This is a genomic window from Nocardia sp. NPDC004151 (genome assembly GCF_042874235.1).
Taxonomy (GTDB): Bacteria; Actinomycetota; Actinomycetes; order Mycobacteriales; family Mycobacteriaceae; genus Nocardia.
In genome coordinates, this window is the sequence record NZ_JBIAMR010000016.1 from 1 (window position 1) to 25523 (window position 25523).

24 protein-coding genes are annotated in these 25523 nt (G+C 68.5%); 5 read left to right on the forward strand and 19 right to left on the reverse strand.

Annotated features, from left to right (window positions below):
* Positions 1-173: 173 nt before the first annotated feature.
* The 6 genes from ACFYTS_RS28990 to ACFYTS_RS29015 form a co-directional block, all read right to left on the reverse strand.
* Positions 174-617 (reverse strand): DUF2871 domain-containing protein, encoded by a 444-nt coding sequence (locus ACFYTS_RS28990; protein ID WP_387308650.1) that lies wholly within the window; start codon positions 615-617, stop codon positions 174-176.
* A gap of 73 nt (positions 618-690) precedes the next feature.
* The gene (locus tag ACFYTS_RS28995) at positions 691-2385 is read right to left on the reverse strand and encodes a DHA2 family efflux MFS transporter permease subunit (protein WP_387308652.1); all 1695 of its coding nucleotides are present in this window, start codon (positions 2383-2385) and stop codon (positions 691-693) included.
* A 122-nt stretch (positions 2386-2507) separates the two neighbouring features.
* Positions 2508-3758 (reverse strand): haloacid dehalogenase-like hydrolase, encoded by a 1251-nt coding sequence (locus ACFYTS_RS29000; RefSeq protein WP_387308654.1) that lies wholly within the window; start codon positions 3756-3758, stop codon positions 2508-2510.
* Positions 3759-3791: 33 nt separating this feature from the next.
* On the reverse strand, positions 3792-5309 hold the full coding sequence (locus ACFYTS_RS29005; RefSeq protein WP_387308656.1) for an APC family permease: 1518 nt from the start codon (positions 5307-5309) through the stop codon (positions 3792-3794).
* 16 nt (positions 5310-5325) lie between these two features.
* A complete protein-coding gene (gene eutC, locus ACFYTS_RS29010; RefSeq protein WP_387308658.1) occupies positions 5326-6138 on the reverse strand; it encodes an ethanolamine ammonia-lyase subunit EutC in 813 nt (270 codons plus the stop codon).
* Complete coding sequence (locus ACFYTS_RS29015) at positions 6135-7544, reverse strand: ethanolamine ammonia-lyase subunit EutB (protein ID WP_387308659.1); 1410 nt, start codon at positions 7542-7544, stop codon at positions 6135-6137. Before ACFYTS_RS29015 ends, eutC begins: the two co-directional genes overlap by 4 nt.
* A gap of 250 nt (positions 7545-7794) precedes the next feature.
* On the opposite strand from ACFYTS_RS29015, the gene ACFYTS_RS29020 reads away from it, so the two are divergent.
* The 3 genes from ACFYTS_RS29020 (at position 7795) to ACFYTS_RS29030 (ending at position 10965) form a co-directional block, all read left to right on the forward strand.
* Positions 7795-9252 (forward strand): APC family permease, encoded by a 1458-nt coding sequence (locus ACFYTS_RS29020; protein WP_357284563.1) that lies wholly within the window; start codon positions 7795-7797, stop codon positions 9250-9252.
* Positions 9253-9255: 3 nt separating this feature from the next.
* Positions 9256-9978 carry an IclR family transcriptional regulator C-terminal domain-containing protein gene (locus tag ACFYTS_RS29025; RefSeq protein ID WP_357284561.1) on the forward strand — a complete coding sequence of 241 codons (723 nt, stop codon included), beginning with the start codon at positions 9256-9258 and terminating at the stop codon, positions 9976-9978.
* 72 nt (positions 9979-10050) lie between these two features.
* A complete protein-coding gene (locus tag ACFYTS_RS29030; protein WP_387308667.1) occupies positions 10051-10965 on the forward strand; it encodes a D-alanyl-D-alanine carboxypeptidase family protein in 915 nt (304 codons plus the stop codon).
* Here ACFYTS_RS29030 and ACFYTS_RS29035 read toward each other — a convergent pair.
* The 3 genes from ACFYTS_RS29035 to ACFYTS_RS29045 form a co-directional block, all read right to left on the reverse strand.
* The gene (locus ACFYTS_RS29035) at positions 10962-12035 is read right to left on the reverse strand and encodes a family 43 glycosylhydrolase (protein ID WP_387308669.1); all 1074 of its coding nucleotides are present in this window, start codon (positions 12033-12035) and stop codon (positions 10962-10964) included. The two genes, ACFYTS_RS29030 and ACFYTS_RS29035, sit on opposite strands and share 4 nt — an antisense overlap.
* Positions 12036-12140: 105 nt before the next feature.
* Positions 12141-12773: a glyoxalase gene (locus ACFYTS_RS29040; RefSeq protein ID WP_387308671.1), complete on the reverse strand. Its 633-nt coding sequence runs from the start codon at positions 12771-12773 to the stop codon at positions 12141-12143.
* A 45-nt stretch (positions 12774-12818) separates the two neighbouring features.
* On the reverse strand, positions 12819-13400 hold the full coding sequence (locus ACFYTS_RS29045) for a hypothetical protein (protein WP_387308674.1): 582 nt from the start codon (positions 13398-13400) through the stop codon (positions 12819-12821).
* Between the two features lie 238 nt (positions 13401-13638).
* Between ACFYTS_RS29045 and ACFYTS_RS29050 the strand changes: the two genes are divergently transcribed.
* Positions 13639-14010, forward strand: a complete 372-nt coding sequence (locus tag ACFYTS_RS29050; protein ID WP_357284551.1) for a hypothetical protein — start codon at positions 13639-13641, stop codon at positions 14008-14010.
* A 41-nt stretch (positions 14011-14051) separates the two neighbouring features.
* Here ACFYTS_RS29050 and ACFYTS_RS29055 read toward each other — a convergent pair whose 3' ends face one another.
* The 4 genes from ACFYTS_RS29055 to ACFYTS_RS29070 all read right to left on the reverse strand — a co-directional run bounded on the left by ACFYTS_RS29055 (position 14052) and on the right by ACFYTS_RS29070 (position 17167).
* Complete coding sequence (locus tag ACFYTS_RS29055; RefSeq protein ID WP_357284549.1) at positions 14052-14777, reverse strand: hypothetical protein; 726 nt, start codon at positions 14775-14777, stop codon at positions 14052-14054.
* Between the two features lie 297 nt (positions 14778-15074).
* On the reverse strand, positions 15075-15350 hold the full coding sequence (locus tag ACFYTS_RS29060) for a hypothetical protein (protein ID WP_357284547.1): 276 nt from the start codon (positions 15348-15350) through the stop codon (positions 15075-15077).
* Between the two features lie 226 nt (positions 15351-15576).
* Positions 15577-16485, reverse strand: coding sequence for a LysR family transcriptional regulator (locus ACFYTS_RS29065; RefSeq protein ID WP_387308677.1), 909 nt, complete (start codon positions 16483-16485; stop codon positions 15577-15579).
* Positions 16486-16543: 58 nt separating this feature from the next.
* Positions 16544-17167 (reverse strand): HD domain-containing protein, encoded by a 624-nt coding sequence (locus ACFYTS_RS29070; protein ID WP_387308679.1) that lies wholly within the window; start codon positions 17165-17167, stop codon positions 16544-16546.
* Positions 17168-17601: 434 nt separating this feature from the next.
* Here ACFYTS_RS29070 and ACFYTS_RS29075 point away from each other — a divergent pair, with 434 nt between their 5' ends.
* A complete protein-coding gene (locus ACFYTS_RS29075; RefSeq protein ID WP_357284541.1) occupies positions 17602-18369 on the forward strand; it encodes a glucose 1-dehydrogenase in 768 nt (255 codons plus the stop codon).
* 9 nt (positions 18370-18378) lie between these two features.
* Here ACFYTS_RS29075 and ACFYTS_RS29080 read toward each other — a convergent pair whose 3' ends face one another.
* The 6 genes from ACFYTS_RS29080 to ectB all read right to left on the reverse strand — a co-directional run bounded on the left by ACFYTS_RS29080 (position 18379) and on the right by ectB (position 25421).
* On the reverse strand, positions 18379-20058 hold the full coding sequence (locus ACFYTS_RS29080; RefSeq protein WP_387308682.1) for a bifunctional metallophosphatase/5'-nucleotidase: 1680 nt from the start codon (positions 20056-20058) through the stop codon (positions 18379-18381).
* Between the two features lie 113 nt (positions 20059-20171).
* Positions 20172-21317 (reverse strand): LLM class flavin-dependent oxidoreductase, encoded by a 1146-nt coding sequence (locus tag ACFYTS_RS29085; RefSeq protein WP_357284537.1) that lies wholly within the window; start codon positions 21315-21317, stop codon positions 20172-20174.
* Positions 21318-21327: 10 nt separating this feature from the next.
* Positions 21328-22323: an ABC transporter substrate-binding protein gene (locus tag ACFYTS_RS29090; RefSeq protein ID WP_387308684.1), complete on the reverse strand. Its 996-nt coding sequence runs from the start codon at positions 22321-22323 to the stop codon at positions 21328-21330.
* Positions 22320-23129 carry an ABC transporter ATP-binding protein gene (locus ACFYTS_RS29095; RefSeq protein WP_387308686.1) on the reverse strand — a complete coding sequence of 270 codons (810 nt, stop codon included), beginning with the start codon at positions 23127-23129 and terminating at the stop codon, positions 22320-22322. The genes ACFYTS_RS29090 and ACFYTS_RS29095 overlap by 4 nt, the downstream gene beginning before the upstream one ends.
* Positions 23102-23914, reverse strand: coding sequence for an ABC transporter permease (locus ACFYTS_RS29100; protein ID WP_357284529.1), 813 nt, complete (start codon positions 23912-23914; stop codon positions 23102-23104). The genes ACFYTS_RS29095 and ACFYTS_RS29100 overlap by 28 nt, the downstream gene beginning before the upstream one ends.
* A 244-nt stretch (positions 23915-24158) precedes the next feature.
* Positions 24159-25421 (reverse strand): diaminobutyrate--2-oxoglutarate transaminase, encoded by a 1263-nt coding sequence (gene ectB / locus ACFYTS_RS29105; protein ID WP_357284527.1) that lies wholly within the window; start codon positions 25419-25421, stop codon positions 24159-24161.
* Between the last annotated feature and the right edge of the window lie 102 nt (positions 25422-25523).

Consider the following 25523-nt stretch of genomic DNA (forward strand, 5'->3'; position numbering starts at 1 on the left):
TCAACGCGTTCGCCATCACCTTCGAAGGCCGGATCCACCCGACCGGGAACTAACCCACACCGAGGTCGGATCCACCGTTAATCCGAAACTCCCCGAGATCGCCGCACTCGACGTAGACGCCCTCGTTCTTCGTGCTCCGGGTGGCCCGGCCCGCTCGCGGGACTGTCGCAGAACTACTCGGCTGCCGGTGTTTTAGCGGGTTCGGGGTGCTCGGCGGCGGTCATGAGCGGGGTGTAGAGGCACATGAAGAACAGGATGAAGCCGATGCTGACGATGATGTGCCCGAGGCCGGCTATCCCGGATATGGCGGGGCTGACGGTGTGGTTGGTGACGGTGAGGATGCCGTGGGTGACCATCATGGCGACGGTCAGCAGGAGACCGAGGTTGTAGGTCCAGAAGAAGGCCGTGAACAGGCGGGTGCTGGAGAGAGTGAAGTGTTTGTCGAGGACTAGGACGATCAGGAAGAAGAGGGTGCCGAGGGCCAGGACGTGGGTGTGGGTGCCGGTCAGCTGGGATGGGCCGGTGAAGTCGTGGGATTTGGTGAATTCGCGGTAGAAGAAGCCGAGGATCAGGCCCAGGAATGTGTAGCCGGCGGCGGCGAAGTACGCCCTCTTCATCTGTTCTCCCTGGTGCGACGGGTCGGAATGGTGATCGAATGTTGGCATCGGATCGGTGACGTAGCGGCTGATCTCAGTGTGTGTGCCGGCTGCGAGCGTTCAGGGCGGTCGCGCTACCGAGGCCGAGGACGAGGAAGCCCGCGGCCACGAACAGCGCTCTGCGGGTGGAGTCGGCGAAGCCTTCGGACAAGGCGGCGGTGACGGCGGGGCCTTGGCGGCCGAGGCGGCCCGCATCGCCCTGGTCGCGCAGTCCGGAGATGGCCCCGCCGGCCGAGTCCCGAGTCGCGGTAACCAGTCGGGCCGCTACCGGCGACGGAAGCTGCTCAATCGATTCCAACCGATCGGTGAGGTCGTGGGCCAGGCCGACGGACAGCACCGCGCCGAGGATGGCCGCGCCCAGGGCGGCGCCGAGTTGCCGCACGGTGCTCTGCGTCGCCGAGCCTTGACCGGACTGCTTGGGGGGAATGTCGGCCAGAACCGTTCCGGCCAGCTGCGCCGAGGCGAGACCCAACCCGGCGCCATACACCGCGAGGACACCGGCGAGCAGCCACGACGACACCGTCGAGGAAACACACAGCGCGACAATGATCACCCCGACCGCCTCGAGCGCCAGCCCCACCATCACCGTGCGCGGCGCACCGAGCACCACGGCGATATGGCGGGCGGCGGCGCCGGAGGCGAAGGCGCCCAGGGCCATTGCCGCCAGCACCAGGCCGGCGCTCATGGTCGACAGGCCGACGGCGTTCACCAGGAACAACGGCAACACCAGCAGCAGACCGAACTCCCCGATCGCCACGGTCAGCGCGGTCACGTTGCCCCAGGTGAAAGTCGGGACCGAGAACAGGCTCAGGTCCAGGATCGCCGAACGGCCGCGGCGGGCCCGATGCCGTTCCCAGACGACGAACAAGGCCAGCGCGCCGATCCCGATCGCGACGATGACCAGCACCACCGAAACCGGTGCGTACGAAGGCCATTCGAATCCGAGGACACCGAACTCGCCGAGCGGCCGCCACCAGCCCAAACGCTGGCCTTCGATGAGCGCGAAGATGGTGCCACCGAATCCGATGACGCTGAGCAGCAATCCGCCGACGTCCAAGCCGGGTTCCCGGACCCCGGCCTTCGTTTCCCGCACCACGAGCAGCGCGCCGGCCAGGACCGCGATCCCGATGGGGATGTTGACGAAGAAGATCCAGCGCCAGCCGACATAGGTGGTCAGGCTGCCACCCAGCAATGGGCCCACCGCGGCCATCCCGGAGATGACCGAGCCCCACACCGCGAACGCCACGACGCGGTCGCGGCCGCGGAAGGTGGCGTTCACGCTGGACAGAGTGGCCGGCAATACGAACGCACCGCCGAGGCCCTGAACCACCCGAGCAAGGATGAGCGTGGCCGCGCTCGAGGCCACCGCGGCCAGCACGCTGCCCATCAGGAACATCAGCACACCGGCCACGAACATGCGGCGCCGACCGAGCCGGTCGCCGAGGCGGCCCGCGGTCAGCAGCAGGGCCGCGAAAACCACCGAGTAGGCGCTGTTGACCCATTGCGCATCGGTGAGATCGAGCCCGAGATCGGCGACGATCGCCGGCAGCGCGACGCCGACGATTGTGCCGTCGACGACGATCATCGACAGCCCCGCGGCCAGCACACCGAGCCCGATCCACGCCTTCCGGTCCGCCGCCGGGGCGTCCGGCAGATAGGGCTGATCGCTCGGGCTCCGGCGTGGTGGCCGCAGTGCCGGATCTGCCGCAGGTCCTGTATCGCTCCGCATTACCGGAATTCTGCGTGTGCTGCCCGCACAGCCATAGAGGAGTTCGATCCGTTCCGAGATCAACTTTCGATGGAGGCCGGATCGTCATATCGAGGAGCCCGAGGTCCGTGGATCCCGCCCAGTCAGTAGACGCCGTCCTGTTGATCTGGGATCACGGTTCCGCTGGGTTGGGTCAGAGGTTGGTGGGCGCCCGTGGCGGTGGTGAAACCCGCAGTGGCGCAGGGGTAGGGCTGGTCCTTGTGCTTTTTGGGGTTGATGAACATCGGGTTGATCAGCCATTTGCCGTCGGTGTTGGCGTACGCCTGGCACATGAGTTCGGTTTTGTTGCGGTTGATGACCAGGTGGAGGGCGGTGGCGTCGCTGACGAAGACCACGTCGGTGTCGGAGTCGCCGGCGGCCAGGGCCGGGCGTTTGTCGGGTGGCTGTTGGTCGAAGGCGGTGGGGCCGGTGATGCCGAAGATGCGTTCGTTGATCGCGCAGCGTTTGCCCTCCATGTAGGTGATGACCTGGTCGGGACCGAGGCCGCCGCAGCCGGCGATATGGCCTGTGTAGGTGCCTTGGTCGGTCAGGGGGACGATGCCGATCACCTTGTCGGCGGGTACGCCCAGTTCAGGTGACCAGACCTTGATCACCGGCTCGGCCGAGGCGGTGATGATGCGGACGTCGAATCCATTGGCCTGCAACGTGGTGACCAGATCCCGCTGCTGGCTGTAGTAGCGGACCCAGCCGTCGACCTTGGTGGTGCCGATGGTCTGTTCGGTGCCTTCCGGGGCGGCGAGGTTCTGGGCTCGAGCCTGGGTGGCGTAGTCGGTCAGTTCGGCGGGGGTGTGTCCGGCCAGCAGTTGAACCTGCCAGGCGTAGGCCGGTTCCAGTCGGCGGTGGTCGTAGCCGTCGAATGCTGGGGCCCCGACTTTCGTCTTGCCACCGTCGCCGATGGCCAGGATCTCGTCGGCGCACGAGGGGTTGGTGGAGGTGGGCAGCGGGGTTCCCGATGCCGCGGTGCCGCAGGCGGCACGCAGTGCGGCACTGGCCGCGGCGGTCAGGTACGGGCTGGTGGCCGACCAGTCGCTTGGCTGTAGCACCTTGTCGTGGGACAGCAGCCAATAGAACGTGGCCTCTCCGGCATCGTTCTTGACCAGTGTGTTGTCCCAGTCGAACAAGGCGAGCGGCTTCGAGTCGACCTGCTTGCCGCAGGTTCCGGTGGTGGCGATGAAGGTCGACAGGGTGTCCTTGTTGGCGCCGTACCACGCCTGCCCGGAATCCAGCTGCTTGCAGGTGGTCGCGGCGGCGCCATCGGACTCGGAGCCGCAGGCGGTCAGTGACAGCAGGGCGCCGGCGGCCGCGATCAGCCCGACGAGGGATCGTGTCTTCATAGAGGTGTGCTCTCCGTAATCGGCTGGGCGTCTTCAGCGTTCGTGGGCTTCTTCCAGCACGGTCCTGCCGAGCAGCGCGTAGCGGGCGGGATCACGCAGCTTCAGGTAGAGGGCGTAGCCGATACCGGCCGCACCGACCAGCCCGACCAGCCACGGCGTCGCCTTCAGCACCAGCGATCCGGATTCCGCGCCGGCCGCGGTGCCCATATTGACCACGAGCAGCATCACCACTCCCAGCATCGCCAGACCACCGGTCAGCGGCGCGACCAGGGTTTTGAACCAGTGCCTGGTCTCGGGGTGATGGTTGCGGAAGTAGACCAGCACCGCGAACGAGCACAGCGACTGCACGACCAGGATCGCCATGGTGCCCAGGATCGCGAGCAGGGTGTAGGTGCCGGTGTAGGGGTCCTTGCCGGCGATGCCGAAGCCCGCGATCAGCAGTCCGGCGATGATCGTCTGGACCAGACCGGCGATGTGCGGCGAACCGTGCTTGGGGTGGGTGCGGCCGAGGGTGCGCTGCAGCACGGGCAGCACGCCCTCGCGGCCCAGGGCGTAGAGGTAGCGGGCGGCACAGTTGTGGAAGGCCATGCCGCAGGCCAGGGAACCGGTCATCATCAGCCATTGCATCGCGGTGACCGCCCAGTGGCCGACATAGGTGTTGGTCGGATTGAAGAACACATCCATCGGGTTGGCCGAGCCGGCCAGATCCATCGATTCGCCGATGCCGTTGCCGGACATCGCCATCCACGACACCAGCACGTAGAACACCCCGACGCCGAGGACGGCGATCATGGTGGCCTTGGGGATGATCTTCTTGGGGTTCTTGGACTCCTCGCCGTACATGGCGGTCGATTCGAACCCGACCCACGACCAGAACGCGAAGAACAGACCCAGCCCGGCCGAGGGCCCGGTGAACGCGTTGACCGGGTTGAGCGGCGCCAGCGAGAATCCGTGCGGCCCGCCACCGTGGATCGCTACCGACACCGCCATCACCGCGAGCACCGTGATCTCGGTGAAAAGCAGGACCACCAGCAGTTTTTCGGCCACCGCGACACCGAACCAGGTGCCGACCGCATTGATCGCCAGCATCGCGATCGCGAACACCCACCACGGAATGTGCGTATCGAACTGCGCGAGCACGGTATTGGTGCCGAAGCTGGCGAAGATTCCGATCAGCGACGGCTCGAACACCATGTAGGCGAACGCCGCCAGCAAGCCCGAGGCCAGGCCGATCGTGCGGCCGAGGCCATAGGAGATGAAGCCGTAGAACGCGCCGGTGGCGGTGATGTGCTTGCTCATGGTGGTGAAGCCCACCGAGAACACGGCCAGCACGACCATGGCGATCAGGAAGGCCGCGGGCGTCCCCTTGCCGGTGCCGGCGGAGATCATGAATGGCACGTTGCCGGTCATGGCGGTGATCGGCGCGGCGGTGGCGATGGCCATGAACACCACGCCGAGCAGTCCGATGGCGTTGGGCTTGAGCCGGTGGACGGTGGTCTCCGACTCGGTCGGCGCACCGTCCACGGCTGCGCGGGTTATCTGCTGCGTCATCGAAATACTCTCTCTGCTAAGCAATTTCACTATCGGATGTAATGCCGAGTGGCCGACTCGGCAGCGGCGCGGAGGAGGCTCGGGGCTTGATCGAGACGCCGGAGCGACCGGCGCGGAACATCTGGTCGATCAGGTCACGGGCCACGGTGGCGGCGTCGGTGTAGCCCAGGCCGTGTGGTGGGCGGATATTGGAGATGCAGTTGCGCTCGGAGTCGGCGCGGCCGGGCCGCGGCGCATAGGTCAGATAGATGCCCAGGCTGTCGGTGACCGACAGGCCGGGCCGCTCCCCGATCACCACCAATACCGCTCGCACACCGAGGGTTCGGCCGATATGGTCGCCCAGCGCCACCCGTGCCTGCGTGGCGATCACCGGAGGCGCCAGGGAATAGTCCGGCGCGAACGCCTGGGACAGCGCGGCACACAACCCCGCGGCATGGTCGGTGACCGCGGTGGCCGACAGTCCGTCACACACCACCAGCGCCAGATCCGTTCCGGAGAAACCGAATTCGAGGGGTCCGGACGGCATCCGCCCCAGATCGGGGCGACGCAGATATTGGTCGCGATCCGCCGCCGCGCTGGTCACGTGAACAGGGGTGCCCAGTTCCAGCTCGGCCAGGGCGGTGCGCACTGCAGCCACATCCAGCGGCGTCCGCACCGCATCCCGGGCGAGCGCGTGGGATGCGTTGAGCGCCAGCACTTCCGGAGTGGCGAGCGTGTCACCGGCCCGGCGCAGCCCGATCCGGGCCAAGGTGTGTGCCCGCATCCGATCCCAGGGATCGATACCGTCGCCGGGCTGCGCGGATCGCGTAACGTCGATGGGCCGGTTCATCGGTTCGCCGCCAGCGCGCGCAGAGGAGATCCGGCCGGGCCGGCGGGCAGCACGCGGCCGTGGTCGTCGGCCATGTCCATCCGCCGCAGCCACGCCTCGAATTCGGGTGCGGGTCGCAGCCCGCAGACGCGGCGCAGGTACAGCGCGTCATGGAAGGACAGGCTCTGGTAGCCGAGCATGGTGTCGTCGGAGCCCGGGACGGTGATCATGAACGCCGTCCCGGCCACCGCCAGGGCGGTCGCGAGCAGATCCATGTCGTCGCCGTCGGCCTCGGCGTGGTTGGTGTAGCAGACGTCGACCCCCATCGGCAGGCCGAGCAGTTTGCCGCAGAAGTTGTCCTCCAGGCCCGCACGGGTGATCTGCTTGCCGTTGTAGAGGTATTCCGGGCCGATGAATCCGACGACGGTGTTGACCAGCAGTGGATCGAAGGCCCGCGCCACGCCGTAGGCCCGGGCCTCCAGGGTCTGCTGATCGACCGGTTGCCCGCCCACGCCCCGGTGCGCGTCCGCCGATAACGCCGCGCCCTGGCCGGTCTCGAAGTACATGACGTTGTGCCCGACCGTGCCGCGACCCAATTCGCCTGCCGCCGCGGCGGTTTCCGCCAGTAGGTCCAGGGTGATCCCGAAGCCGGTGTTGGCCGCCTGAGTGCCGGCGATGGACTGGAACACCAGATCGACCGGTACCCCCTGCTGGATCAGCTCCAGCGTCGTCGTCGCGTGGGTGAGCACGCAGGACTGCATCGGGATGTCGAAGCGCAGCCGGACGTCGTCGAGCAGATGCAGCAGCCGGGCGATCGCGACCGGATCGTCGGAGGCGGGGTTGATGCCGACCACCGCGTCGCCGCAGCCGAGCAGCAGGCCGTCGAGGATGCCCGCCGCGATGCCGCGCGGATCGTCGGTGGGATGGTTGGGCTGCAGCCGGGTCGCCAACCGGCCCGGCGCGCCGATGGTGGTGCGGAACGCCGCCCGCGGCGACAGCACCCGCGCGACCGTGATCAGGTCCTGGTTGCGCATGAGCTTCGACACCGCCGCCGCCATCTCCGGAGTGATGCCGCGCGCGAGGGCGGGGATCGTGAACTCGGCTGTCCCCGAGGCCACTTCGGTGAGCAGCCAATCCCGGAACTCACCGACGGTCAGGTGCGCGATGGGAGCGAAGGCGGCTCGATCGTGCGTGTCGATGATGAGCCGGGTGACCTCGTCGGTTTCATAGGGCACCACCGGTTCGTTCAGGAACACCGGCAGCGGAATATCGGCGAGCACCCATTTCGCGGCGGCGCGCTCGGCATCGGATTCCGCCGCACACCCGGCCAATTCGTCTCCGGATCGGGCCGGACCGGCCTTCGCCAGAACATCGATCAGGCTCCCGAACACGTAGGTCCGTCCGCCGATCTGCTGACGGTAAGTCATCGCGGGAAACGTCCTCTCACGCCCGGCTCGGAAGCCGTTGAATTCCAATGGCGGCAGACGCTAATCGGGTTCTGTTACGGCAGCGCCGTTCCCGGATAACCGGCGATGAGAATTCCGGCGGAGAATTTTCTCACGCGCGGAAATACGGAAGTAACTGAACGTAACAGCCGTGCTACAAGCACCTGGCTACGCTGAGGCTCTTTCGCGGACGAAGCCCGGTCCGCGGCGGCAGAAGAAAGGCTGTTTCCGTGTGACCGTACCCACGCCGACGCCACCGCTGGTGGTCGAACGGTCGTCGATCAGCGGACTCCGGCGGCGGCGGCTCGCCTTCGCCCCGGTGTTCGCGCAGTCGGTGGCGGCCATCGCGCCCGCCGGGACGGCCGCGGTCACACCGCCGTTCGTGATCGCCGCGGTCGGCGGGGGGCCGAGCGTGCTCGCCTTCCTCGGCGCGGCACTGCTGACCTGGTGTGTGGCTCTCGTGGTGCGGCCGATGGCGCAGCGGATCGCGGTCACCGGCGGGCTGTATACCTACGCGGCCAAGAGTTTGGGACCGACCGGGGCGATTCCGGTCGGCTGGTCCGCGATCGTCGGGTACGCCGCGGTGAGTGTCGCGGGGTTGGTCGCGGTCGGCACCTATCTCGGTCGCGTCGCGATGCTCGCCGGGATCGATGTCCCGGTCACGGTGACGATGCTGTTGTCGATCGCCGCGGCGGGAGCCGCGACGGTGCTGATGACCCGCGGCATCCGGCCGTCGGCGGTCGCGACCCTGCTCATCGAATGCGTTTCGGTGGTGGCGATTCTGACGGCCCTGGGCTACCTGCTCGTCGCCGAGCGCCACGGCGTCGATCCGGTCCGGGCCATGTCCTGGCACGGCGACACCGGTGACCTCGCCATGAGCGCGGTGGTGGCGATCAGCGCGTTCGTCGGTTTCGAGAGCGCGACCACCCTGTCCGCCGAGTCCTTCCGCCCGTTCCGCTCGGTGCCGAGAACCGTGCTGTGGACCCCGCTGGCGGCGGGCGTCATCTACCTGCTCGCCGTGAGCGCCGAGGCGGTGGCGCTGTCGGCGGACCCCACCGCGAGCAGCGGCACCCCATTGTCGGATCTACTCCTGCACCATGATTCGCGGCTGCTCGCGGTCGCCCTGGATCTCGGCGTCGCCGCCTCGTTCTTCGCCTGCACCGTGGCCTCGATCAACGCCCTGGTGCGGGTGCTGTTCACGATGGGCCGGGAGGGCATCGCGCCGCGGGTGGCCGGGCGCGCGCATCCGCGTTTCCACACTCCGTCCGCGGCCATCGCCGCGGCCATGACCGTGGTGACCGGGTGCGCGATCGCGGTGCTGTGGGCGGGCGTGGCGCCGCAGGACGCCATCCGTTCGTTCCTCACGCTCAGCGCCTTCGGTTACCTCGGGTCCTATCTCCCGGCCTGCCTGGCCGGTCCGATGCTGCTGCGGCGCATCGGGGAACCGAGCCGGGCGCTGGCGATACTCGGCGGCACCGCCGCGACGCTGATCGGGCTGTTGATGGTCACGGCCGCGTTCTCGGGGCAGCCGGGCAATGTCGCGGTGGTGGCGGTGTACGTCGCGGTCATGGCGGCGGGCATCGGGTTCGCCGTCGCGCTGCGCCGATTCGCGCCGGACCGGCTGCGAGGTGTCGGGATATTCGATGAACCGCAACGCGACGACCTGTTGCTGACCTCATTGTTCCGGTAGCCCATGAGCACACGCGGCACGTCGGTCACCAATACCATCGCGATTATCGAGATCGTGGCGGAATGCGGGGTGGGAATCACCGCCAAGGAAATCGCGCAACGCCTCGGTCTCCCGCCCGCGACGGCGTATCGTCTGCTCAATTCTCTGGTCGCCGACGAATACCTGATCCGGACAGCCGATCTGCGCGGCTTCGGTCTCGGTGCGCGGCTGCGCGGCCTGGCGACCGCATTGAACACGCCGACCGTCTCCCGGGCCGCACGCCAGTGCCTCGCCGAATTCCGCGCGTCCACCCGCTTCGCGGTGAACGTGATCGGCTTCGGCGTGAGCACCGTTCAGGTGATCAACCAGGACCCGGACCATCCGGTCCCGGCCGAACGCGAGCTGACCAGATGCCTGCACGCCTCCGCGGCGGGGAAGCTGCTGTTGTCCGCCCGAACCGATTGGCCCGCACTGGTTCCCGCCCCGATCCGCCTGACCCCGAATACCCGAGTCACCCAGGCGGCCCTCGCCGCGGACATCGCCGCCATCCGATCCACCGGCCACGCCCGCGCCGTCGACGAACTACTGCCGGGCCTGACCTGCTTCGCCTACCCCATCCACAGCGAATCCGGCACCCCCGAGGCCGCCCTCTGCCTGGCGGGATCCACCAGCCGCCTGGACGCCATGACCGGTTTCGACGAGTCCGCGCGCAGCTATGCCGCACAACTGGAATCGCTGCTGTTCTAATGGTTGCGGCGGCACGCTCCCCGGCCCTGAAATACCGCTGGTCGATAGGGGTGCGGTGCACAATGTGTGCCCATGCAGACATTTGCCCGAGTGTTGCAAGCAGTGGTTGTCGGAGCGGTGGTGGTCGGCGCCGGTCAGGGCATGCAGGCCATGCCCGCCGCTGCCGCACCACAGATTCAGTTGCCTTTCCTCAGTGGTGAGCCGGATGGGGTGCAGGCCCAGGGGGCCGCGCTGGCGGATGGGTTCACCGGGACCTTGTTGTGGTCTCGGGAAGCCGATACGCCGGTGCCGATCGCCAGTATCGCGAAGGTGATGACGGCGATGGTGGTGATCAATGCGAACACTCTGGATCGGGCCGTCACCGTTCCCGCCGAGGCGATTTCGTATTGCTCGCGGAATGACGGGAGTACGGCGGGGCTGGGCGCGGGAGAGGTGCTCAGTACGCGGCAGTTGTTGTATGCGCTGATGTTGCCGTCGGGCTGCGATGCGGCGTATACGCTCGCCGAGGCATATGGGCCGGGCCAGGACGTGTTTCTCGGCAGGATGAACGATACGGCTCGGCAGATGGGGTTGAGGGCAACGTATTTCGCCGACCCGAGCGGATTGCCGGTGCCCGAGGACGGCTCGACGTTCTCGACGCCGGCCGATCTGATCGCGCTCGGGCTGCGGGCCATGGGGCACCCGGTGTTCCGGGAGGTCGCGGGGACGCCGAGCTATCACGTACCCGCGGCGGCGGGAAACCGGGATCACGTGTGGGAGACCACGAATCAGCTGCTGAAGGACTATCCGGGCGCGATCGGGATCAAGACCGGGTCGACCGATGCGGCCGGGGCTTGTCTGTTGTTCGAGACGGTGCGGGCGGGGATTCCGATGATCGGCGTGGTGCTGCACAGCTCGGCGTGGAGCGGGGCAGCCGCCAAGGATGACGCCTCACGCATGCTGAACTGGGCTTACCGGCCGATCATGTCGATCGTTCCGGGCAGCTAGCGCTGGGCCGGGTCCCGGCCCTCGATCACGATCGGGGCGTCGGGACCGAAGGCCATGCCGAAGCGGGGGCGGCCGTCGGGGCCGAAATCCATGGGCTGCACGCGGACGCTGCGGCCCTCCCAGCCGGTGCCGGGTTCCAGACGGGCGTGGTAGGTGATCCACGGGCGGCCGTCGATGGTGAGGAATCCGTTGTGGCCCGGGGCGATCGCTCCCGGGCCGCCCGGCAGGAGGGGGCCACCGGATTTGGTCCAGGCCGCCGGGTTCATGGGATCGCCGCCCTTCGCCAGTTCGAGCAGGCCGATCCGGTAGGTGTCGTCGAAACTGGCATTGGCGGAGAAGGTAACGAACAGTCGGGCGTCGGGGCCGATCAGCGCCTCCGGCGCCTCGTTGATCTTCAAATCGGCGTCGTTCGGCACGGTCTCCCACTCCGCGGTCGGCGTCGCGATGCTCACTCGCTCACCGACCGGCGTCATCGGATCCGACATCCGCACCGCGCAAATGTCCTGCACCCGTGTGTCTTCCGGGTCGCGCAGACACGACCACAGGTAATATCCGGCGTTCCGATACCGCAGGTAGGTTCCGTCGATCGCCCATCCCCCAGGCAGATTCATCTTCCCGAGGTATTCGTAGGGCCCGGCCGGATCATCCCCCACCGACCGCAACGCATACATCCGATGCGTCTCGTTGCGGTCGTCCTCCTGCCCCGCGAAGTAGATCCACCACCGATCCCCGATGTGCTGCAACTCCGGCGCCCAGATCTTCGTGCACGCCTCCCCCGGGCACTCCCCGTGCTCCCACACCACCGTCGGCTCGCTCTTCCCGAGCCCGCCGAGCGTGTCCGAAGCCCGGATGACGACATTGTCATCGTTGTAGAAGTCCCCCTGCACCAGATAGAACCGGCCTTGGTAGTAGGTCATGCTCGGGTCGGCTCCCGCGGCGACCACTGGGTTGGCGAATTCCTCGCTATGCGGTCCGGACCCGCGCTCCTCGGCCGTTCCCACCCCCGCGACCGCGGTTCCGAGTCCCACGGTCAGGATGCTCACCAGCCCGAACGCTCTCCGCCAACCCACCAGCCTCACCTCCAGCGACAGTCGAGAGTCAAGTTTCGACGCCGCCGCCCCCGAGTTCAATCAACACCCGCGAAACCCCAGCACCGCACAGCGATTCGCGGGGCGTCAGGCGGCGGCCCAGGCGAAGCCGTCCGGGTCGGCGAAGGCGCCGAGGGGGCCGGTGACGACGAGGCCGTGGGAGCCGGAGCCGGTGACGGGGACGCCGGCTTCCTTGGCGGCGGCTTTGCGGGGGTAGAGGGCGAGCTTGATCGGGGAGTCGGGGAGGTCGAATTCGGCGTACTTGCCGCCGAAGCTCTTGGCGACGGTGAGGCCGCGATCGACGTAGAACTGCTTGCTGGCCTTCACGTCCTCGACGCCGAGGAGCAGGACGACGCTGTCGACGGCGCGGGTGACGGGGGCGGTGTCCTTCTTCTCGGAGGTGGTGATCTTCCAGACGGTGCCGTCGGGGCCCTGGATCACGCCGCCGTAGCCCCAGAAGCTCTTCTTGGCGGGCTTGATCACGGTGAAACCGTGCTGGAGGGCGCTGGCGATGAGGCTGTCGGCATTGCCGGGCTGGGCCACGACCAGCGACATGATGAAGCCGCGGAAGCCCTCCGACGGGGCCGACGCGGGAGCGAAGGAGAGCTGGTCGCCGAGACCGAAAGCGGCCTCGTAGGCGGCGGCGACAGCGGTGGGGTCGGTGGCCTCGAGGGTCACGTCGAGGGCGGTGGAAGCGGCGGCGGAAGCGGTGTTCGTCATGGCTACAACGCTAAATTCCGGACCGGCAGGGGACATCCGTGGTGACTACGGAACCGACCACGGAGAGCACCCACGGACCCCTATCGACCACCGCCTGGGACGCGGATGACCGCGGCGACCACGAGGCGGCAGACGAGATAGGCCGGGACGATGACCAGCGCGATCACGCGCAACGCCATCAGGATCGCGGCGAGGGCGAGGGACCGTGACGCCGTCCTCGCCGTGCCAGGCCGCGGTGAAGACCGGTCGCATCTCGGGGCGCAGCGTCTTGGCGGCCGCGCGAGTGGCGACGGGGGCGTAGCGGGCACGCCATTCGGGGTGGTCCAGGGAGATCTGCGCCAGGCCGAGGGCGGTCATCTGATGGGCGAGCAGCCCCCACATGTCGGTGAGTTCCCCGCCCGAGCCGGCGGCGCGCCGCTGGTCGTCGGCGGCTTCGAAGGCCAGCAACTCCTCGGCCAGGCCGTGCACCCGCCCCGGATCCCCGCGGAACCAGGCGTCCGCGTCGCGGCCGCACCACCAGCCCGGCAGTAGCCCGGCGACGGTCACCGCCGCCACGAGACCGGCGACCACCGCCAGCGGACGGCGAAACCGGCGTGATCGACGCCCCACGTCGTCCGAACTCCCCATCCCCCGAACGTACAGTGCCGGATCCCGCCAACGTCCGGTGCCGGATCTCCCGGCGCTCCGATGCCCGGGCGCTTCAGATGCCTTGCGCGGCCGTCACTTTCATTTCCCCGAAAAGGGGGCTGACAATTGTCTCCGGCGCGGAGTTCGAGTTTTCCGGAAATTGCTCTCGCGTAGCCCCGGCGGCAGGTGCATTCTGGAGGGAAGACAGGAATTTCCGCTGCTCGAGGGAGGTAGGGACATGGTCAGGGTGACGGCGGTCGAAGCCAACGGCGAACACTGGCATCCGCATCCCGGCGACGCTATCGAAGATCCGCGGGAAGGGCCGGCGTTGATTATGTGCCTGCTCGGCATCGCCGCGCTCGGGATGACGATCGTGGCGGCCGCGTCCAAGTTCTACGGCTGGACCATAATCGGGGCGATTGTCACTGCGGTGCTTATCGTTTCGGGTCTGCTCTGGATTCGGTTCGAATACTTCCGCGAATTCCGGCGGGAACAGCAGAAGGGACGGCAAGGGCACAATCCCTTGGTCCGCGGCGAGTGGCGGGGCCACGAACTCAGCTCGTGGCAGGTACGCAAGGGCGAGGGCATCGGCCAGGGCGCCGGGTCGTGACCGGCTGACGGCCACGACCCCACGGCCTCGGGTCCCGAGGCTTACTTCGCCGGGGCCGGAGCCGGGTTGAACGGCTGGTTGATGGTGGTGAAGTACTGGACCGCGGCGGCGATGGCCACCGGGGCGGTCACCAGGATCAGGCCGCCGACCGCGCCGAGCGCGCCCATGGCCGCGGCGCCCGCGAGGCAGCCCACGACCGCACCCGGCAGGAAGCTGAACAGGCCGCCGATGATGCCGGTGGCCAGCGTGGCGCCGCCGCCGACGGCGATGCCGCCCAGGGCGCAGCCCACGGCCGCACCACCGATGCCGCCGACCAGGGTGCCGATGGTGGCGCCGACGGAGATGGTGTCCTTCATGCGGTTCCACGCCGCCTGCTCGCGGTCGTAGGGGGTCTTCCACGGCGCGGTGTCCTCGAACGGCAGCGCGACCGGGTGATACGCCGCGTGGCCCAGATCGAATTGCGGCGTCAGAGTGACTGTGCGGTCCCGGATTTCGGCGGCGATCGGGAACACGAAATCGTCCACCCGGAAATTCAGCTCGGTTCCGGCCACCACCGTGCCATCGGCTGCTTTGATCTTGAAGACGCCGTTTTCGACATCCATCGACCCGATATCGGTGGAAATGGTCCCCGACCGGTCGGTGGCCGACGCCGTGTAGTGAATGGCGCCCACATCACCCGTTTGGGTCTGGGCATTTGCCGTACCTGCGGTGATTGCCGTGATGGTGGCCACCAGTGCGGTCATCGCCGCGATTCCGCTCTTGCGCATGTGATTTCCCTCGATTGAGTATGCCCGCGGAAATAGAACTCATCGCAGGTTCAGTTACTGACAAGCAGACTCTAAGTCGGTTCTCAGTGAGGCGGCAATGCATATTTGCCATAAGTGACTTGTTACACAAACGAGATGTCCCGTTGTGCGCCAAGGTTTTCCGTTGTTCACCTGAATGTATGAATAGTGTCCGAGAGGTGAACACGGCCGGTCGGGCCATGAATAGCCGAACCGGACAGACCGTCGAACGGCCCGTACAGCGACCAGCACGAACCCTCCGCGACCGGCCGGTTTCCGTCAGAGCTCGTCGAGCTCCGGGATCGGAGGCAGGACCGGCTCGGGCCACTCCTCCAGGGTCGCCACCTGCAGGTGAATGAAGGCCGCGATGCGGTGGCGGGCCGAGGACGGGAGACGCTCGATATCGGCCGTGCCCAGGACGTGTGCGCCGAAGGAGTGGGGCTGTGACGCTTCGGAGTCGGGCGTTTCGGGAACAACCTCTAGCTTGGGCCGCGAAGCAGCAGCCGGGATGACAGGCTCATCCGGGTCTGTGGCAGAGGCGGCGTTTCGCACCATTCCGTGACCATAACCCTTTGATAACACGCGCGGGAGCCGTTGGCGCACTTGTGTCTTCGCGCTGCGAATTCAGCGAAGCCATTGTAAAGAAGGTTTGAATGTGCAGGCAGACATGGCCATCCGGAAATCCGGTTCACCTGCGCCGGAACATTAAGGTGATCGGCGTCACTCTGTCAACAACTCGGACAAAACTCCCTGAAGTGACAGGGAAACTCCCCTGAATGCCTCAGATCGGTCGGCTCGCAATGACATACAAGTCTCGCGCCGGGCCGCTCGGCTTCCGGCCGATCGGCCACACCGCTCGCAACTGCCGCTCCAGATCCAGGCCGGTCACCCCGGGCGAAACCAGAATGCCCTCGGCCAATTCGGTCGCGACCGCCAGCGAACTGAGCACCGCGGGCGCGAGGCCGTCGGCGACCGCGGTCTTGATGGCGGTGGTGGAGGACAACTCCAGGGCGATCTCCGGCTGCCACCCGGGAACACCAGCGATCATGGCGCGCTCGAACGAATTGCGGGTGCCCGAACCGGGCTCGCGGTAGATGAGCGGGGTGCGGGCCAGCTCGGCGGCGTCGATCTCCCCTCGCCGCGCCCACGCGTGTCCGGGCGCGACCACCACGACCAGCCGATCCCGGGCCACCACATGGCTTTCCAGCTCACGGGGCAGGTGTGGGCTCTCGACGAACCCGATCCCGGCCCGGCCGTCGAGCACCGCCTTGGCAACCTCGGTCGAATTGCCCGATTCCAGGGCGATGGAGGTGTCCGGCATCCGCGTGCGCAGGGCCATCAGCCATTTCGGGAACAGGTACTCCGCCACGGTCTGACTGGCCGCGACCCGCAACCGCGAATCCCGCTGCGCGCGCAGGCTGTCGATCCCGGCGTCCAGGCGCGCGGCCGCGTCCACCACGTCCCGGGCCCATTCCGCGATCAGCGCCCCCGCCGCGGTGGGCCGCGAACCGAGCGTGGTCCGCTCCAGCACCGGAACACCGACCAACTGCTCGAGGTAGCGGATCCGCGAGCTGGCCGACGGCTGACTGATCCCGTGCGCTTTGGCCGCCCGCCCGAGACTGCCCAGCTCGATCACCGAGAGCAGCAGGTCGAGCGCGGACAGATCCGGGACGCGCGGGGATAGCGGCATAGATCGAGTCTATGCACAGACCTCACCGCGGCTCGACGGCCCGAGAGAGGTCGCCGTGTCAGCGGGCGGCGGCCACCCGCTCGATGACGGGCCGCCAGGAGTCGAGCGGGTGGACGGCCAGCCCGACGACCTTGCCCGCGTCGTCCGCGCGGCGCAGTGCGACGGCCGCGGCGAACTCGGGGTCGCGCTCGAAGGCGGCGATCTCGGCCGCGGTCATCGGGCCGCCCTGCGCGACCAAGGTGCGCTGACTGGACTCCGACAAGGCCGCGACGTGCAGCGAATCCGTCGCTGCCAGATACCGTTTCGCCACCACATGCAGCTCGACCAGCCGTGCGACGCGATCACCCAGCAGGCCGCGAACGGCCGCGGCGCCATGCTCCCCGTGACCCCCGTCGTCGCCGGCCACCAGCTTGTGCCCGATGTCGTGCACCAGCCCGGCGACCTGGAGCTCCTCATCGGCGGGAAAGTCGCGGCGCAGCAACTCGGCGCACTGCCGGTCGTGGTCGAGGATGTCGACCGGATCGCCGCTGCGATCGGGCATGTCCCAGGCGTCGTGGCAGTCGGCGAGCAGCGCCATGAGGTCGGCGACGGACACGATCGGGGCGACCGCGGACCGGTCGACGTCGTCGACCTCGGCGGCGGGGACGACCTCGGCAGCCGGGGCGGCGGGCGCGCGGTTCACGCCCGCACCCTATGACGTGCGGACCGCGCTCGCCACCGCGGCGGCCCGGCTGATCACCCGACACCGCGACGCGTGAGCTCACCTGACCCGCGACCCGTGAGCTCACCCGACACTCCGACACAGCCACTCGCCCGACCCCGCGACACTGCCGCCCACCCGACACTCCGACGGAACCGCTCACCCGACTCTCCGACGACAGCGGTCGCCGACACCGCGACACGGGCGTTCCCCACTTCGACGGGAGGCGGCGCAACTGCCCGGGGAAAACCCGTCCCGACCCCGGGGTTGATCTGGTTGACATATCCACAATAGGGATTCGGGTGCGGCTCCGGGCGAATCCGGAACGCATTGGACAATATTCAGCAAACCACCTGTGTGTGACCGGCGAGCGGGTCACCGTGCCTGTGCGCCGGATCCTCTGGAAGGAGCCTCCCATGCACGACCTGTCCGGCAAGACGATCCTGATCACCGGCGCGGCCCGCGGCATCGGCGCCGAGACCGCGCGGCAGGCGGTCGCGGCCGGGGCGAACGTGGTGATCGCGGACGTGCTCGACGACGACGGCAAGGCGCTCGCGGCCGAGCTCGGCGCACAGGCCGTCTACCAGCATCTCGACGTCACCTCCGAGCCCGATTGGGTGGCAGCGCTGGCCGCCGCCCGCGACGCCTTCGACGGGACCGTGAACGGCCTGGTCAACAATGCCGGGATCTCCACCGGCGAGCTGCTGGCGAACGAGTCGGTCGAGCATTTCCGCAAGGTCATCGACATCAATCTGGTCGGCGTCTTCCTCGGCATGCGGACCTGCATCCCGGCGCTGAAGGAGGCCGGCGGCGGGTCGATCGTCAATATCTCCTCCGCGGCCGGGCTCATGGGTCTCGCGCTCACCGGCAGCTACGGCGCGTCCAAGTGGGCGGTGCGCGGCATGTCCAAGGTGGCCGCCATCGAGAACGGCATCGACCGCATTCGGGTCAACTCGGTGCACCCCGGCATGACCTACACGCCGATGACCGCGCAGGTCGGCATCCAGCAGGGCGAGGGCGGCTACCCGAATACCCCGATGGGCCGGGTCGGCGAGGCCGACGAGATCGCGGCGGCCATCGTCTTCCTGCTCTCGGACGCGGCCTCCTACGTCACCGGCGCGGAACTGGCCGTGGACGGCGGCTGGACGACCGGGCCGACCGTGAAATACGTGATGGGCCAATAACTCCGGGGGTCAGCGCTTCTCGATCCGGCCGGCCGGCGGGCCGACGGCGCCGCGGGTCCGGAGGTACGCCTCCAGGGCGTCGAGATCGATGGGCCCGACCAGGGTTTCGGTGCTCTGCGTGAACACCGAGAAGCCGTCGCCGCCGGCGGCGAGGAAGCTGTTGGTCGATATCCGGTAGACCGCCACCGGATTCAACGGCTCCCCCGCCACCCGGACGCTGCCCTCGATCACCTTGTGCCCCTTGGGCGCGCCGTCGGAATACGAGTAGGTGATGCCCGCGACCGACAGCACGCCGGGCTTGCTCACATTGTCCCATTGCTGTTCCAGCAGATTCAGGATCTGCTGCCCGGTCAGCGTCACGGCCACCACCTGATTGCCGAACGGCTGCACCGTATGCGCCTGCGCGTAGGTGATGTTCCCGCCGGACAGGCCCGCGCGGACGCCGCCGGAGTTCATGAACGCGGCCACCGCCCGCACCGAGGCCATGGCGTCGAGCATGGAGTCGGCGATGACGTCACCGAGCGGTGAGTCCCCGGCGGGCGCGGGTTCGGCGGGCAGGGGCGCGGCGGCCGAGCCGATGACGCGTTCGGCGCGCGGCTTCGATTGCGCGGCGAAGAAATCCACCAGTTTCGCGGTGGCCGGGTCGGGGGCGATGTCGCGGGTGACGACCCGGTTGACGGCCGAAGCCTGCACCGTGCCGTCGTGGAAGCGCAGCGTCACATCGGTGACGAGGCGGCCGAAGGAGGCGGCCTGGGTGACCACCTTGCCGTCGAGGGTGCAGTTGTAGGCCTGGTGGCTGTGCGCGGTGAGCATCACCGAGACGGCGGCATCGGTCTTGTGCGCCAAGGTTTTCACGCCCGCCGAGATGCCGTCGCAGCCGTTGTAGTCCAGGGGTCGGCCCTGGGTCTGCTGGGTCCCGCCGTCGTGCAGCAGCGCCACCACGGTTTCCGCGCCCGCGGCCTTCATGGCGGGGACGTATTTGTTGATGGCGTCGGCCTCGTCGCCGAAGCGGTAGCCGCGGATGCCTTCCGGCATGACGATGTTCGCGGTGTCGGGGGTGACCACGCCGACCACACCGATCTTGTGCCCGCCCAGTTCCAGCATGGTCCACGGCTTCAGGCCCTGCGGCTGTTGCCCGTCGGCGTCGGTGACATTCGCGGCCAGGTACGCGAACTTCGCACCGGTGAACGGCTCGCCCGGGCTGCACCCTTCCGGCGCGCAGCCGCCCTGCTGCAGCCGGCGCAGTTCGACTACGCCGTGATCGAATTCGTGGTTCCCGACCGAGGAGGCCGCGACGCCGACCGAATCGAGGAACTCGATGGTGGGCTCGTCGTGGAACAGCGCCGAGACGAGCGGGCTCGCGCCCACGTCGTCCCCGGACGCGAGGACCGCGCTGTCCGGATAGGCCGCCTTCAACCGGGCCAGATGCGCGGCCAGGTACACCGCTCCCCCGGCCTGATACGCGCCCACCTTGCCATTGGACCCCTCCGGCGGCTGGAGGTTGCCGTGCAGGTCGTTGAGGCCGAACAGGTGCACCTCACCGGGCTTCGCCTGCGGCAGATCCGAGGTCGAGACCAGGGGCGCGGCGCTCGGAGTCGCGGGCGCGGCGTGCTCCGCTCCCCCGCACCCCGCCACCAGGGCCAGGCTCAGCACCGTCGCGCACACACCGAGAACACGCCGACCGCTCATGGTTGTCGACTGTGTCAGACGCCGTCGACGCACGCACGACGACGGGGTGAATTCCGCCGTCACCGCCGACGGCCGCCGCACCTGTGCGGGTGGGCGGCCGTCGGCGGGATCCGCTAGCTGCTGGACGCGCTCGCGAACGGCGTGGCGGCGGGAGCGGCCGGACGCCGGATCGGGTGCCGCCACAGGCCCTTTCGCTCCAGGATGGGCAGCACGCCCTCACCGAACCAGTACGCCTCCTCCAGGTGCGGGTAGCCCGAGAGCACGAAGTGGGAGATGCCCGCCTTCGAGTACTCGACGAGCCGTTCGGCCACTTCTTCGTGCGAGCCGACCAGGGCGGTGCCCGCGCCGCCGCGGACCAGGCCGACGCCCGCCCACAGGTTGGGGGCGATCTCGAGCCGGTCGGTGTTGCCGTTGTGCAGTTCCGACATGCGGCGCTGCCCCTCGGATTCGCTCTGCGCCAGGGCGGCCTGGACGCGTTCGATATCGGCGGGATCGATGCCCGCGAGCAGCTTGTCGGCGACCGCCCACGCCTCCTCGGAGGTGTCGCGGGTGATGACGTGGATGCGCAGCCCGTAGTCGAGCTTGCGGCCCGCGTCGACGGCCAGCCCGCGGATCCAATCCAGTTTGCGGCTCACCGCGAGGACCGGTTCGCCCCAGGTCAGGTAGGTGTCGGCGGAGCGGGCCGCCACCGGTCCGGCCGGGCCCGAGGACCCGCCGAAGAAGATCGGCGGCACCGGGTCCGGCCGATTGCTCAGCAGCGCGTTCTCGACGCGAATGTGCTCGCCGTGGAAGGTGACCGGTTCGTGCGAATTCCACAGCGACCGCACCACATCCAGGAACTCGCCGGTCCGCGCGTAGCGGGACTCCTTGTCGGCGAAGTCGCCGTAGGCGGCCTGTTCGCGCGGCTCGCCGCCGGTCACCACATTGATGAACAGCCGTCCGGCCGAATGCCGTTGGAAGGTGCCCGCCATCTGCGCGGCCAGGGTCGGGCTCATCAGGCCGGGCCGCAGCGCGACCAGGAACTTCAGCGTCTCGGTGGTCTCGACCAGCATGGCGGTGGTCAGCCACGCGTCCTCGCACCAGGATCCGGTGGGGGTGAGCACGGCCTCGAATCCGTTGCTCTCGGCGGCGGCGGCGATCTGGTTCAGGTAGTGCAGCGAGGCGGGCCGGTCCCCGGACATGGGGGTGCCGTGCCCGCCGACCACCAGGCCCCGGGAGTCGCCGGAGGTGGGCAGGAACCAATGGAACGACAAGCTCATGCGGGGACTCCTAGGAGGTGAATCGGTCGTTGAAGCGGGTGTCGATGAAGTCGGCGATCCGGACCTTTCCGGGGATCAGCTTGGCGTCGGCGAAGCCGTCGGCCACTTGCTGTTCCGCGGCGATCGTCGCCTCGTCGAGCGGATGATCCTGGTAGTTGGCGCGATTCACGGCCAGCAGGGTGACGTCGTAGGGCACGCCGGTGATGCCCGAGGACCGCTTGGCCCACTCCTCGCGGTGCCCGGTGATCCACACGTGCGCCCGCCGCAGCCGCTCCAGCAGATCCCGCACGGCAGCGGCGTTCGCCTTGTTGTCCAACGTCTTCGAGCCGGTGACGTAGAAGCTGTCAGGCTTCACGTAGCCGGTGCCGTCGACGAGCACGCGCGCCCCGCCGACCTCGGCCTGCGCGGCGTAGGGATCCCACACCGTCCAGGCGTCGACGCGCCCGGTGGACAGGGCGGCGAGCGCGTCGGCGGGCTGCAGGTACTGCGGCTCGATATCACCGAAGGTGAGCCCGTTCTTGGTCAGCACCGACAGCAGGTGGTAGTGCGCGGAACTGCCCTTGGTGACCGCGATCTTCTTGCCGCGCAGGTCCTTCGGGTCCTTGATGGCCGAATCCTTGGGCACGATCACGACGTTCCCGGCGACGCCGGAGTCGTAGGAGCCCACGATCTTGATCTGGGATTTGGCGGCCGCCGCGAACACCGGCGGCGCGTCACCCACGCCACCGAAGTCGACCGACCCGGAGTTGATGCCCTCCAGCAGCGGCGGACCGGCGGTGAAGGTGGACCATTCGATCTTGTAGGGCAGCTTCTCGATCTCCCCCGACACCTCCAGCTGCGCTTGCAGCGCCAGGCCCTTCTGGTCGCCGACGTGCAGGGTCACCTGGGACAGATCCACCGAACCGTCCGCGTTCACGCCCTTGGTGTCGTCATCGCCCGAGGAGCACGCCGCGCCCGCGAGGGTCGCGGCGACGGCCAGGGCGGCGAACAGGCGCTTGGTCTTCATTCGGTGGTTCCTTCCGGGGTGACGCCCAGCTCGGCGAGCAGAGCCGCCCGCAGAGCCTGGAATTCGGGATGGTCGCGCCGCCGGGGGCGCGGCAGGTCGATGGGCAGCTCGCGGCCGATGCGCCCACCGTCGAGTACCAGGGCGCGGTCGGCCAGCAGCAGCGCCTCGTCCACGTCGTGGGTGACCAGCAGGACGCCGGGCCGATGCCGGGCCCACAGATCCAGCACCAGGCCGTGAATCGTGATGCGGGTCAGGGCGTCCAGGGCGCTGAAGGGTTCGTCGAGCAGCAGCAGATCCGGTTCCCGGACCAGGGCGCGGGCCAGCGAGGCGCGCTGAGCCTCGCCGCCGGAGAGCGTCAGCGGCCAGGCCTCGCCACGCTCGGCCAGTCCGACCTCGGCCAGCGCGGCCGCGGCCGCCGCTGTGGCGTCGGCGCGGCGCAGGCCCAGGATCACGTTGTCGCGCACCCGCTTCCACGGGACCAGCCGCGGTTCCTGGAAGGCGACCGCAGCCTCGCCGGAGACGGTGAGCTCGCCCTCGGTCTCCCGATCGAGGCCCGCCAGCGCCCGCAGCAGGGTGGATTTGCCGGAGCCGCTGCGGCCCAGCAGGGCCACGAACTCGCCGGGGCGGATGTCGAGATCCAGGCCGTGCAGGACGCGGCGTTCGCCGAAGTCCTTGACCAGACCGCGAATTCGCACGACCGGGGTCTCGGCGGTCGCGGGAGCCTCCGCGCGGACGGTCTCCTCGAGTCCGGCCAGGGTCTCCGCGATGACCGAATCGGTCAGTGTGCCAGGAAGCCGCGTCGCCATGACAGCGCTCTCCTCTCGATCGAACGGACGAGTGCGTCGGTGAGCAGCCCGAGCACGCTGTAGACGAGCAGTCCGACCACGATCACGTCGGTGCGCAGGAATTCGCGGGCGTCGTTGATCATGAAGCCCAGGCCCGCATCGGCATTCACCTGTTCGGCCACGATCAGCGCCAGCCAGGCCACGCCCAGCGACTGCCGCAACCCCACCAGGGTCTGGGGCAGCGCGCCCGGCAGCACGATGTGCCGGACCAGTCCTGCGCGGCTGAGCCGCTGCACCTGCGCGAGCTCGGCCAGCTTGCCGTCCACGCTGCGGATGCCCGCGAAGGTGTTGAGGTACAGGGGAATCGCGACGCCGAAGGCGACCAGCACGATCTTGGGCAGCTCCCCGATGCCGAACCACAGGATGAACAGCGGGATCAGACCGTAGAACGGCAGCGTCCGCAGCATCTGCATCAGCGGGTCGACCAGGTACTCCCCCGCGCGGCTCAGCCCGGCCGCCAGCGCCAGTGCGATGCCGGCGGCCGCGCCGAAGGCGAAGCCCAGCGCGGCACGGCTCAGCGATACCGAGACGGCCTTGGTCAGGGTGCCGTCCTCGAGCAGGTCCACGGCCGTCTCGACGACCGTCACCGGGGAGGCGAGCAGTCGCTCGGGCAGCACCCCGGTCGCGCTGGCCAGCTGCCAGGCCACGACCACCAGCAGCGGCGCGACGAAGCGGGCCAGGACGGAAACGTTCGGCAGGCGGGGCCGGCCCACGACGGGCTTGGCCTGCACGGCAATGGAGGACACGAAGCACCCCTCGGGCGAACGGGACGGGGACCGTGGCGGCCGAGGGCCTTCGAGCGCCACCTGTCCGACTGTGCCGTTCCGAGCCCGGCCGGTCACCGGTTGGAATCCCCGTGATTCTGGGGTCCCGAGGGCCTGGGAGAGCTGTGTGTCAGATGCCGCGGATCAGGAGAGGGGTGGTGCCGGGTTCCCTCCGCAGCTGGGAACCCGGCACCAGGTCGGCACCGGTGTGGGCGGTGGCCGACGTCTAGTGGCCGTCGCGGACGATCTCCACGGCGCGGGCGAGAATGCCGAGGCCGTGGGTGATCTCGTCATCGCTGACGGTCAAGGGCGGGAGCAGCTTCACGACCTGCTCGGTGGCTCCGGAGGTCTCGACCAGCAGGCCGAGTTCGAAGGCGACCTGGCAGACCTTCTCGGCCTGCGAGGCGTCCTCGAAGACCAGGCCGTGGACCAGACCGCGGCCGCGGGTGGTGATGCCGCCGAAGGATTCGGTGAGGGTGACCAGTTGGTCGTGGATGCGAGCGCCCTTGGCCAGGGTGGACTGATGCAGGAGGTCGTCGGACCAGTACTCGCGCAGCGCCACCTCGGCGGTCACGAAGGCGGCGTTGTTGCCGCGGAAGGTGCCGTTGTGTTCGCCGGGCGCCCACTGGTCCAGTTCGCGGCGCATGAGCACCAGCGCCATCGGCAGGCCGTAGCCGCTGATGGACTTCGACAGGCAGACGATGTCGGGGGTGATGCCGGCGATCTCGAAGGAGAAGAACGGGCCGGTGCGGCCGCAGCCCATCTGCACGTCGTCGACGATGAGCAGAATGCCGCGGGCCGAGCACAATTCGGACAGGGCGCGCAGCCATTCGGCTCGGGCCACATTGACCCCGCCCTCGCCCTGCACGGTCTCGACGATGACGGCGGCGGGCTTGTCGAGTCCCGACGAGGTGTCGTCGAGCGCGCGGCGCATCCACGAGAAGTCCTCGGGCTCATCCAGATAGCCGTCGAAGGGCATCGGGGTGGCGTGCGCGAGGGGGACGCCCGCGGCGGCGCGCTTGGCGGCGTTGCCGGTGACCGACAGCGCGCCCAGCGTCATGCCGTGGAAGGCGTTGGTGAAGTTCAGGACGGTGGTGCGACCGGTGACCTTGCGGGCCAGCTTGAGCGCGGCCTCCACGGCATTGGCTCCGGTCGGGCCGGGGAACTGGATCTTGTAGTCGAGGCCGCGCGGGGTGAACACCAGATCGCGCATGGTCTCGAGCAGACGGCGCTTGGCGACGGTGGACATGTCCAGGGCATGGGTGATGCCGTCGGCCATGATGTAGTCGACCAGGGCCTTCTTGAAGACCGGATTGTTGTGACCGTAGTTGAGGGTGCCGGCACCGGCGAAGAAGTCCAGGAACTCCTTGCCGTTCTCGTCGGTCAGCCACGCGCCGCGCGCTGTGTCGAATACGGTCGGCCAGGAACGGCAGTAGCCACGCACATTGGATTCGAGCGCCTCGAAAACGGTCGTCTCTGCAATGGTCATCGTGTGGTTCCTAGCGTCGCAACTAAGTGAAACGCTGTTGTTTCTATCACATGGGCACCGAAGCGAAATCATTTTCTTTCGAATCGGGCTGCCATACCCGCT

Bases quoted from the DNA above. Each gene is read 5' to 3' on its own strand.
- eutC (WP_387308658.1), bottom strand. From the start codon at position 6,138: ATGAACCGGCCCATCGACGTTACGCGATCCGCGCAGCCCGGCGACGGT.
- ectB (WP_357284527.1), bottom strand. From the start codon at position 25,421: ATGACCATTGCAGAGACGACCGTTTTCGAGGCGCTCGAATCCAATGTG.
- ACFYTS_RS29060 (WP_357284547.1), bottom strand. From the start codon at position 15,350: ATGGTGCGAAACGCCGCCTCTGCCACAGACCCGGATGAGCCTGTCATC.
- ACFYTS_RS29040 (WP_387308671.1), bottom strand. From the start codon at position 12,773: ATGACGAACACCGCTTCCGCCGCCGCTTCCACCGCCCTCGACGTGACC.
- ACFYTS_RS29000 (WP_387308654.1), bottom strand. From the start codon at position 3,758: ATGAAGACACGATCCCTCGTCGGGCTGATCGCGGCCGCCGGCGCCCTG.
- ACFYTS_RS29055 (WP_357284549.1), bottom strand. From the start codon at position 14,777: ATGCGCAAGAGCGGAATCGCGGCGATGACCGCACTGGTGGCCACCATC.
- ACFYTS_RS29050 (WP_357284551.1), top strand. From the start codon at position 13,639: ATGGTCAGGGTGACGGCGGTCGAAGCCAACGGCGAACACTGGCATCCG.
- ACFYTS_RS29075 (WP_357284541.1), top strand. From the start codon at position 17,602: ATGCACGACCTGTCCGGCAAGACGATCCTGATCACCGGCGCGGCCCGC.
- ACFYTS_RS29065 (WP_387308677.1), bottom strand. From the start codon at position 16,485: ATGCCGCTATCCCCGCGCGTCCCGGATCTGTCCGCGCTCGACCTGCTG.
- ACFYTS_RS29015 (WP_387308659.1), bottom strand. From the start codon at position 7,544: ATGACTTACCGTCAGCAGATCGGCGGACGGACCTACGTGTTCGGGAGC.
- ACFYTS_RS29080 (WP_387308682.1), bottom strand. From the start codon at position 20,058: ATGAGCGGTCGGCGTGTTCTCGGTGTGTGCGCGACGGTGCTGAGCCTG.
- ACFYTS_RS29095 (WP_387308686.1), bottom strand. From the start codon at position 23,129: ATGGCGACGCGGCTTCCTGGCACACTGACCGATTCGGTCATCGCGGAG.
- ACFYTS_RS29045 (WP_387308674.1), bottom strand. From the start codon at position 13,400: ATGGGGAGTTCGGACGACGTGGGGCGTCGATCACGCCGGTTTCGCCGT.
- ACFYTS_RS28990 (WP_387308650.1), bottom strand. From the start codon at position 617: ATGAAGAGGGCGTACTTCGCCGCCGCCGGCTACACATTCCTGGGCCTG.
- ACFYTS_RS29085 (WP_357284537.1), bottom strand. From the start codon at position 21,317: ATGAGCTTGTCGTTCCATTGGTTCCTGCCCACCTCCGGCGACTCCCGG.
- ACFYTS_RS29030 (WP_387308667.1), top strand. From the start codon at position 10,051: ATGCAGACATTTGCCCGAGTGTTGCAAGCAGTGGTTGTCGGAGCGGTG.
- ACFYTS_RS29025 (WP_357284561.1), top strand. From the start codon at position 9,256: ATGAGCACACGCGGCACGTCGGTCACCAATACCATCGCGATTATCGAG.
- ACFYTS_RS29090 (WP_387308684.1), bottom strand. From the start codon at position 22,323: ATGAAGACCAAGCGCCTGTTCGCCGCCCTGGCCGTCGCCGCGACCCTC.
- ACFYTS_RS28995 (WP_387308652.1), bottom strand. From the start codon at position 2,385: ATGCGGAGCGATACAGGACCTGCGGCAGATCCGGCACTGCGGCCACCA.
- ACFYTS_RS29005 (WP_387308656.1), bottom strand. From the start codon at position 5,309: ATGACGCAGCAGATAACCCGCGCAGCCGTGGACGGTGCGCCGACCGAG.